A 9,195-nucleotide genomic window follows, 5' to 3' on the forward strand; every position below is an offset into this window, starting at 1 on the left:
CAATGCCGTTCAGTTGGGCAGGCCCCCACGTTCCCCTCCGAAAGAACAAGCGCGCGGGCTATGCCGCTCAGCGTGTGACAGGTCGCCGTTCTGAGGACAAGAGCTCGCCCTCGAATCGACGTCGACGACCACCTCTCACCCGGCGGCGGCATCCGGCACGGCTCGACTTCGCCATTTTGAGGTGAGTTCGTCAATTTGACCCGACGAACTCGCCTCAGAATGGCGAACTCACGGTGGGCGGCGGGCTCGGGAGCGGCGACGACCGAGCCGCGAGGTGGGAGTCGGTGCGGATCGCTCCTGGCGACGACAACACCACGCATTTCGTGGCGCGAGCAGGCGACCACCGCTCACCCGGCAGTGGCGTCCGGCACGACTCACGGTGACCGGCGCACATCCGGACCAAAACTCGCCCCTGCTGGCCAGTCGGACCACCGCCACCGGGCTAACTGAACGGCATTGAGGGTTAGGGTCGAAGGCCCACGAAGCCGTGGTCCGGACCATCAAGACAAGGATCGATCGCCTCATGAGTAAGCAAGGCAGTGCGCCAATCAGAGCGGCGATCCATCCCTCGCACGGCAAGGCGGTCGGACTCGCGATCGCCGCCGCGGTGGGTGGGTTCCTCTTCGGGTTCGACTCCTCGGTCATCAACGGGGCCGTCGACGCGATCAAGGGGGAGTTCGCGCTGAGCGCGGGCGTCACCGGTTTCGCGGTCGCCGTCGCCCTGCTCGGCTGCGCCGCGGGGGCGTGGTTCGGCGGGCACTTCGCCGACCGGTTCGGGCGCACCAAGGTCATGCTGGTCGGCGCGATCCTGTTCTTCGTCTCGGGCTTCGGCTCCGCCTTCGCCGTCGGCGTCGGCGACTTCATCGTGTGGCGGATCATCGGCGGGCTCGGCATCGGCATCGCGTCGGTCATCGCCCCGGCGTACATCGCCGAGATCGCCCCGGCCGCCATGCGCGGGCGCCTCGCCTCGTTGCAGCAGCTCGCGATCACGCTCGGGATCTTCGCCGCGCTGCTGTCCGACGCGGTGTTCGCGAACTCCGCCGGCGGCGCGTCCGAGGTGAGCCTGTTCGGCATCGCCGCCTGGCAGTGGATGTTCCTCGTCTCGATCGTCCCGGCCGCGATCTACGGCATCCTCGCGCTGCGGATCCCGGAGTCCCCGCGCTTCCTGGTCGGCGCCGGCCGCCGCGACGAAGCCCTCAAGGTGCTCACCGACGTGCTCGGTGGCGACGAGGACCCGGTCGCCCGGGTCGCCCAGATCGAGGCCTCGCTCGAGGCCGACAAGGCGGTGACCTCGAAGGCGAGCCTGCGCGGCAGCGTGCTGGGCCTGCTGCCGATCGTCTGGGTCGGGATCCTGCTGTCGGTGTTCCAGCAGTTCGTCGGCATCAACGTGATCTTCTACTACTCCACCACCTTGTGGCAGACCGTCGGCTTCACCGAGCAGATGTCCTTCGTCGCCTCGGTCATCACGTCGATCACCAACGTGGCCGTCACCCTGATCGCGATCGCGCTCGTCGACAGGATCGGGCGCCGCCCGATCCTACTCACCGGCTCGGCCGGGATGACGATCGCGCTGGGCGTCATGGCGCTCGCGTTCACGCACTCCAGCGGCTCCGGCGCGGGCGTCTCGCTGGCCGCCCCGTGGGGCCCGATCGCGCTCGTCGCGGCCAACCTGTTCGTGGTGTTCTTCGGCGCGTCCTGGGGCCCCGTCGTGTGGGTCCTGCTCGGCGAGATGTTCCCGAACCGGATCCGCGCCGCCGCGCTCGGCCTCGCTGCCGCGGCGCAGTGGATCGCCAACTTCGCGATCACGATCAGCTTCCCGCCGCTGCTTGCGGCGTTCGGCCCCACGGTGCCGTACCTGATGTACGCCGTCTTCGCCGCACTGAGCTTCTTCTTCGTGCTGGTGAAGATCCCCGAGACCAAGGGCGTCGAGCTCGAGGACATGGCCGACGTCACGGTCGCCCGCGCCGCCCCCAAGCGCTAGACCGTTCGGCCCCGGCTCCGGCCCCGGCCCCGCACAACCCAGAAGAAACCCGCAACGTCCGAGCGCTGACGTCCTATAGGACGTCAACGCTCGGACGTTGCGGGGTGGAAAGTGCTCAGCGGCCGCTCGGCCGGCCGGGTCAGGCCTCGAACGGCCGGGTCAGGCCTCGAACAGCCTGTCAGGCCTCGGGTGCCGGCTCGAAGGTGAGCGAGAGGGAGTTCATGCAGAACCGGTCGCCGGTCGGGGTCCGCGGGGCGTCGTCGAACACGTGCCCGAGGTGCGAGCCGCAGTTCGCGCAGCGCACCTCGGTGCGCAGCATCCCCAGGGCACGGTCCTCGATGAGCTCGACGGCGTCGCCCGCGAGCGGGGAGTAGAAGCTCGGCCAGCCGCAGTGGGCGTCGAACTTGGTCTCCGAGCGGAACAGCTCCGCCCCGCAGGCCCGGCACCGGTAGATGCCCGTCCGGTGCTCGCCGAGCAGCTCGCCCGTGAACGGCCGCTCGGTCCCCGCGCGCCGCAGCACGTTGAACTCCTGCGGGTTGAGCTCCAGCTTCCACTGGTCCTCGGTGCGCTCGACCGCGTAGGTCATGACTTCTCCTCAGGTGGTACGACAGCTGTCATGAGAATGAACAACGGCCGCACGCTGTCGGTTCCCCGACAGCGTGCGGCCGCGATGTTCGTGCCGGGTTCCGCCCGACGTGGAGTGCTCAGCGCGAGCGACGACGACCCGCGTCGGAGCCGCGCGACATGTCGACCGCGCCGCTGCCTGCGCGGCTTCCGGTCGTCGAGGAGTACATCACCGTGGAACCGCCCTGGGCGGGCCGGTTCGAACCGGACGACGAGCGCCCGCCCGCGCCGGCGCTGCGGCCGCTGCCACCGGACCGACCCTGACCGGCGCCGGCTCCGGCGCCGCCACCCTGACCACCCTGGCCGCCCTTGGCCCCCGCGCCCTCGCGGCCACGGCGTCCGCGACCGGCGCCGCGCCGCGCGCCACCACCGGCGACGTCGCCCCCACGGGACCCGCCGCCCTGCGGCACCGAGACCGGCGGTGCGGTCGGCTTCACGATGTCGGCGACCTCACCGACGAGCGAGGAGATGACCGGCGAACCGGGTCCCACCCGCACCGGCGTGACGTTGATCTTGGCCTGGCGCGTGAGGGTCTTCACGTCGCCGGCCTGCTCCGGGAGCATGACGGTCACCACGACGCCGTCCGAGCCCGCCCGGGCGGTGCGCCCGGAACGGTGCAGGTACGCCTTGTGCTCGGCCGGCGGGTCGACGTGCACGACGAGCTCGATGTCGTCCACGTGGATGCCGCGCGCCGCGATGTCAGTCGCGCACAGCACCCGGACGTCACCCGAGGCGAACGCGGCGAGGTTGCGCTCGCGCGCCGGCTGGCTGAGGTTCCCGTGCAGGTCGACCGCGGGGATCCCGGCGGCCGTGAGCTGCTTCGCGAGCTTCTTGGCCTGGTGCTTGGTCCGCGTGAACAGCAGCCGGCGGCCGGTGCCGGACGCGAGCTCGTTGACGACGAGCCGCTTGGACTCGGCGTCGTGCACCGCGAGCACGTGGTGCGTCATCTTCGCGACCGGGGAGTCCGCGGAGTCCACCGAGTGGGTCAGCGGGTTGTTCAGGTAGCGCTTGACGATCTGGTCCACGCCGTTGTCGAGCGTCGCGGAGAAGAGCATCCGCTGGCCCTGCTTCGGGGTCTGGTCCATGAGGCGCTTGACGCCGGGCAGGAAGCCGAGGTCGGCCATGTGGTCGGCCTCGTCGAGGATCGTGATCTCGACGTTCGCGAGGGAGACGAGCCGCTGCTTGATGAGGTCCTCCAGGCGCCCGGGGCAGGACACCAGGATGTCGATGCCGCCGTTGAGCGCGCTGACCTGGCGGCCCTGGGACACACCACCGAACACGGTGGTCAGGCTCAGGCGCTGCGTCCTGGCCAGCGGCTCGATGACGGTGGCGATCTGGGTGGCGAGCTCGCGGGTCGGGGCCAGGATCAGCGCACGCGGGCGGGCCGGGACGCGCTTGGCCGTCGAGGCGGCGAGCCGGGCGACCATCGGGATGGTGAACGCGAGGGTCTTGCCGGAGCCGGTGCGGCCGCGGCCGAGGACGTCGCGGCCCTGCAGGGTGTCCGGCAGGGTCGCGGTCTGGATCGGGAAGGGGGTGGTGATCCCGCTCGCGGTGAGCGAGTGGACGAGCGCCTCGGGCACTCCGAGCTCGGAGAATGTGGACGCAGACGTAGGCATAGGCATGTGAAGGTCGCCTTTCCGGCGGTGGATGGGTCGGGGCTCGCCGCGTGAACTCGCAGGTGCTCCACGACGTCGGGGCTCGCAAAGAAACGGCCCTCGAGTAAGGAGTGTACAGGTCGTCCCACGTATCTCCACAGATTCCCCGCGGTGACGGTCCTCACGTGGGCCCGGAACCGGTCGATGGGACCCCAGGAACCCTGACGCTCCAGGCGCCGGGTCCGCCCTGCTCCGAGGAGAGAGCGACGGCACATGACCGACCCCCGGACCGTCCTCGTGCTGACCCCGAGCATCGGCGGGCACTACTTCGGCGGCCTCATCGCGGGCCTCAACCGGGAGATCACCAGCGCGGGCGGGCGGCTCGTGATCGTCGAGACGATCGAGGCCGGGGCGCCGTTCGACGAGGTCGGCCAGCCGGGCGACTTCGCGCTCCCGATCGCGTGGTCCCAGGTCGACGGCGTCGTGTCGATCACGACGGCGGCGCGCGGGTCCTACCTGCAGCAGTTGCGCGTCGCGGGCAAGTCGGTGGTGCTCGCAAGCACCCGGATCCTGGACTTCGCCGCCCCGATCGCCCTGCCGGACAACCACGGGGGCACCTTCACCGCCGTCGAGCACCTCATCGGGCACGGGCACACCCGGATCGGCTTCGTCGGCAACCTCGGACAGCCGGACGTGCAGGACCGCTACGCCGCCTACCTCGAGGCCCTCGAGACGCACGGGCTCGACGCCGACCCTGCGCTCCTGTTCGCCGCCCCCGACAACAGCCAGGCCGGCGGCGCCCGCGCGGCCCGCGACGTGCTCGACTCCCCCGACCGCCCGACCGCCCTGATGGTCGCGACCGACCGCAACGCGATCGGGCTCATGAGCGCCCTGACCGGCGCGGACGTGGCGGTCCCGCGCGACATCGCCGTGGTGGGTTTCGACAACATCGAGGCCGGGTCGTTCAGCGCGCCCACGCTCACGAGCGTCAACCAACGGTTCGACGAGGTCGGCGCGCTCGCCGGGCGGCTCGTGCTGGCCGAGATGCGCGGCGAGAAGGTGCCATACGCCGCGTTCACCTCCCCGTCGGTGGTGCTGTCGGTGCGCGACTCGTGCGGATGCTCCACCGACGCGCCCGACGACGCCGACGCGGCGCGCGAATGGTCGGACGCCACCTCGCCGGAGCTGCTGCGCGACGAGCTCCAGGACGTGCTCTGCGGGGCGCTGCTGACCGGCCCGAAGATGGGCGAAGGCCCCGTGCGCGACGCGGTGATCGCCGTGGTGGACGAGGCCGAGCGCCTGCTCAGCAAGGGCGACGATCTGACGAGTGCGGACATCGCGTCGCTGGTCGCCGACATCGGCGCCCTGACCCCACGTCCGGACACCCTGCGCCGGATCACGGACGCGATGACGGTCTACGTCCGGCGGATCGGCGCCCAGCGGACCCCGCACGCCGGTGGCCCGATCCACGCTGCGGCCGCTCCCCGCGTCGCCGCCGCCCTGTGGCAGCTGCAGGCGGGCGCGTTCCTGCGCCAGGCGGAGACGACCGAGACCGCCATCGGCGAGCAGTACGCGGTCGACGCGGGGCTGCTCGACGCGGGCCGTTCGGACCCGCGCCACCTCGGCTGGCTCGCGGGGACGCACGTCCGCGCCGGCGTGCTCGCGCTGTGGGAGGACGGTCACACCGGCTCGCGGCTGCGGATCGTGGGGACCTACGACCCCGACGGTCGGCTGCCGCACCTGATCGGCAGCCCGGTCCGGCCCGAACGCTTCCCGCCCGCAGCCCTCATCTCCGCTGCTCGCGCGGACGACCTGGGCATCTGCGTCGTCGTCCCGGTGCGCACCAAGGAGCGCGACTGGGGGCTGCTCGCCGTCGTCGGGGAGATCGACACGACCTCCGCGCGCGAGAGCTACCAGCACTGGGCCGCGCTGCTGTGCGCCTCGCTGGAGTCCAAACGCCTTCAGGAGGCGGTCCGCAAGAGCGAGGAGCGCTATGCGCTGGCCGCCCGCGCCGCCAACGACGGGCAGTGGGAGTGGGATGCGAGCACCGAGCACGTGTTCCTCTCGGACCGGTGCTGCACCCTGCTCGGGCTCGCGCCCGAGGCCCGGACCGGCCGCCTCGCGCAGTGGCAGGCCGTGGTCCACCCCGAGGACCTGGCCGAGATGCGCCGCGGCATGCGCGTGGTCACCACCGGTCAGCAGGAGACGGTCGACTCGCAGTACCGGGTCCGCACCGCGGCCGGCTCGTACCGGTGGATGCTGGTCCGCGCGATCAGCGTCCGCTCGCCGGACGGCCCGGTCGAGCGGGTGGTGGGGTCGCTGTCGGACATCCATGAGCGGCGGACCCTGGAGGATCAACTGCGGGAGAACGCGCTGTACGACGCGTTGACCGGGCTGCCGAACCGGCGGCTGTTCCTGGACCGGCTGGACCGGTCATTGGCGTTGTGGCAGCGCTCGCGGACCCCGTTCGCGGTGCTGTTCCTGGACCTGGACGGGTTCAAGGCCATCAACGACACCCTCGGGCACCCGATGGGCGACCGGCTGCTGAACGTGGTCGGCACCCGCATCGAGCGCGCACTGCGCACGGTGGACACCGGAGCCCGCTTCGGCGGGGACGAGTTCGCGGTCCTGCTGCACGACGTTGACGCCGACGGGGCGCTGCTGGTCGCCCAGCGGGTGCAGGCCGAGCTCGGGGAGATCATCGACCTGGACGGCCACGAGGTCACGATCCGGGCCAGCCTCGGCCTCGTGACCAGCGCGATCGCGTACGCGTCCGCCGAGGAGGTGCTGCGCGACGCGGACGCCGCTATGTACCACGCGAAGTCGACCGAGAAGGGCACCGTCGCGTTCTTCGACGCGGCGATGCATGCCCGCGCGATGCACCACCTTCGCCTGCACGCCGAGGTGGCCCAGGCGCTGGCCGAGCACCAGTTCGAGGTCCACTACCAACCGATCGTCGACCTGACCACCGGCCGCGCCGACCGGTTCGAGGCGCTGGTGCGCTGGGCCCACCCCGACCGCGGCCTGGTCCCGCCGGACGAGTTCCTGCCCCTGATGGAGGAGGTCGGCCTGATCGTCCCGCTCGGCCACTGGGTGATCGACGAGGTCTGCCGCCAGCTCGCCGCGTGGGGGCCGGACGTCGCGAACGTGGCGATCAACCTCTCCGACCGCGAGTTCTGGCACCAGGACCTGCTCGGCCACGTCCTGGCGAGCCTGCGCCGGCACGATCTCACCGCGGAGCGCCTCACCCTGGAGATCACCGAGGGCGTCATCCTGCGCCGCCCGGAGGTCGCCCTTCGTCTCATGCGCCAGATGCACGACGCCGGCCTGCGGCTGCACATCGACGACTTCGGCACCGGGTACAGCTCGCTGGCCACCCTGCAGCGCTTCCCCGTGGACGCGTTCAAGATCGACCGCACCTTCATCCGCAACCTCACGGCCGACGCGCGCTCCGCCGAGCTCGTGCGCGTCATCGTCGCCATGGGCAACGCCCTCGGCCTCGCCGTCGTCGCCGAGGGCATCGAGACCGACGCCCAGCGGACCCTCCTGCAAGAGATCGGCTGCACCACCGGCCAGGGCTTCCTGTTCACCCCCGCCGTCCGGGGCGAGGACGCCCCCGACCTGCTCGACCAGGTCCTGGGCAACGAGCCGGGCCACGCCGACCTCGCGGTGCTGCCCGTACCGTAGGCGCCGTGGCTGACCCGGTGCATGTCCTGACAGAGATCTGGCAACGAGCGACGGCGACCCAGCCCGCGCCGTCGTCCACGGTCGTGCTCGCCACCGCCGCGGTCGCCGCGCTGGTGGTGCTGATGCCGCGGGTCTGGCCGGTCGCGCGGCACGTCATCACGCTGGTCCACGAGGGTTCGCACGCGAGCGTCGCGGTGCTCACCGGTCGGCGTCTGACCGGAATCCGGCTGCACTCGGACACCTCGGGGCTGACGGTCTCGGTCGGCCACCCGCGCGGCCCGGGCATGATCGCGACCGCTTTCGCCGGCTACGTCGGTCCGGGGCTCGTCGGCCTCGGCGCCGCGTGGCTCACGTCCCGTGGGCACGCGGTGGCGGTGCTGTGGATCCTGCTGCTGCTGCTTTTGCTGATGCTCGTGCAGATCCGCAACTGGTTCGGGCTGTGGTCCGTCCTGGTCACCGGGGCCGGGCTGGTCGCGGTCACCTGGTGGGCGGCGCCGCAGTGGCAGACGACGACGGCGTACGCGCTGGCCTGGTTCCTGCTGCTGGGCGCGCCGCGGCCGGTCCTCGAACTGCTCGCGCACCGCGGTCCGGGGTCCGACGCCGACCTGCTGGCGCGGCTGACCCGCCTCCCCGCCCTGCTGTGGGTGCTGGTGTTCGGCGCCGTGACGATCGCGACCGGAGTGCTCGGCGGCTCACTCCTGGTGATCGCGCGCGTCGCCTAACCGCCCACCCCCTGCGAGTTGTCAGGCTCAGCGCGCGCTGGGGCCCGCGATCGGGCTGACACGTCGGTCGGTGCTCGGGGGTTTCAGGTTCCGGTGCGGGTGCTGCGCCGCTCGAGCAGCACGACGTCGCGCCACTGCCCGTCGAGCTCGCCGAGTCGCTCGCGGACGCCGACCTGCCGGAACCCGTGGTGGGCGAGCAGCGCGAGGCTCGCGGCGTTGTCCCCGAAGACGCCCGCCTGGAGGGTCCACACGCCGCCGGCCTCGGAGCTCTCGACCAGCGCCCGGAGCAACGCGCCGCCGATGCCGCGGCCCCGTCCCGCGGCGGCGACGTAGATGCTGACCTCGACGACGCCCGCGTAGACGCACCTTCCGCTGACGGCGCTGACGGCGACCCAGCCGAGGACGGCGTCGCTGTCCTCGTCCACGGCGACCAGGCGGTGGTCGGCGAGATGGCCGGCATCCCAGGCCGGCCAGGTGCCCGCCGAGGTCTCGAAGGTTGCGGTGCCGCTCGCGATGCCCTCTGCGTAGATCGCGAGCACCGCTGCCGCGTCGTCGTCGGCCATGGGCCGGACCGTGACGGGCCGAG

6 protein-coding genes are annotated in these 9,195 nt (G+C 71.8%); 3 read left to right on the forward strand and 3 right to left on the reverse strand.

Annotation, left to right across the window (positions count from 1 at the left end; translation table 11 throughout):
- Window positions 1–523: 523 nt before the first annotated feature.
- Window positions 524–1,981 carry a sugar porter family MFS transporter gene (locus VIM26_RS14030; protein ID WP_331952206.1) on the forward strand — a complete coding sequence of 486 codons (1,458 nt, stop codon included), beginning with the start codon at window positions 524–526 and terminating at the stop codon, window positions 1,979–1,981.
- Between the two features lie 178 nt (window positions 1,982–2,159).
- Here the strand turns inward: VIM26_RS14030 and msrB are convergent, their stop codons facing one another.
- The gene (msrB, locus tag VIM26_RS14035) at window positions 2,160–2,567 is read right to left on the reverse strand and encodes a peptide-methionine (R)-S-oxide reductase MsrB (protein ID WP_331952208.1); all 408 of its coding nucleotides are present in this window, start codon (window positions 2,565–2,567) and stop codon (window positions 2,160–2,162) included.
- Window positions 2,568–2,685: 118 nt separating this feature from the next.
- The gene (locus VIM26_RS14040; RefSeq protein ID WP_414696489.1) at window positions 2,686–4,221 is read right to left on the reverse strand and encodes a DEAD/DEAH box helicase; all 1,536 of its coding nucleotides are present in this window, start codon (window positions 4,219–4,221) and stop codon (window positions 2,686–2,688) included.
- A gap of 252 nt (window positions 4,222–4,473) precedes the next feature.
- Here VIM26_RS14040 and VIM26_RS14045 point away from each other — a divergent pair, with 252 nt between their 5' ends.
- Both VIM26_RS14045 and VIM26_RS14050 read left to right on the forward strand, forming a co-directional pair.
- Window positions 4,474–7,887 (forward strand): EAL domain-containing protein, encoded by a 3,414-nt coding sequence (locus tag VIM26_RS14045; protein ID WP_331952212.1) that lies wholly within the window; start codon window positions 4,474–4,476, stop codon window positions 7,885–7,887.
- Between the two features lie 5 nt (window positions 7,888–7,892).
- Window positions 7,893–8,609 (forward strand): M50 family metallopeptidase, encoded by a 717-nt coding sequence (locus VIM26_RS14050; RefSeq protein ID WP_331952214.1) that lies wholly within the window; start codon window positions 7,893–7,895, stop codon window positions 8,607–8,609.
- Window positions 8,610–8,692: 83 nt separating this feature from the next.
- Here VIM26_RS14050 and VIM26_RS14055 read toward each other — a convergent pair.
- Window positions 8,693–9,195: N-acetyltransferase family protein (locus tag VIM26_RS14055; protein ID WP_331952216.1), on the reverse strand; the 503-nt coding region annotated here is incomplete at its 5' end.

The sequence above is a fragment of the Pengzhenrongella sp. genome, from assembly GCF_036565025.1.
Lineage (GTDB): Bacteria > Actinomycetota > Actinomycetes > Actinomycetales > Cellulomonadaceae > Pengzhenrongella.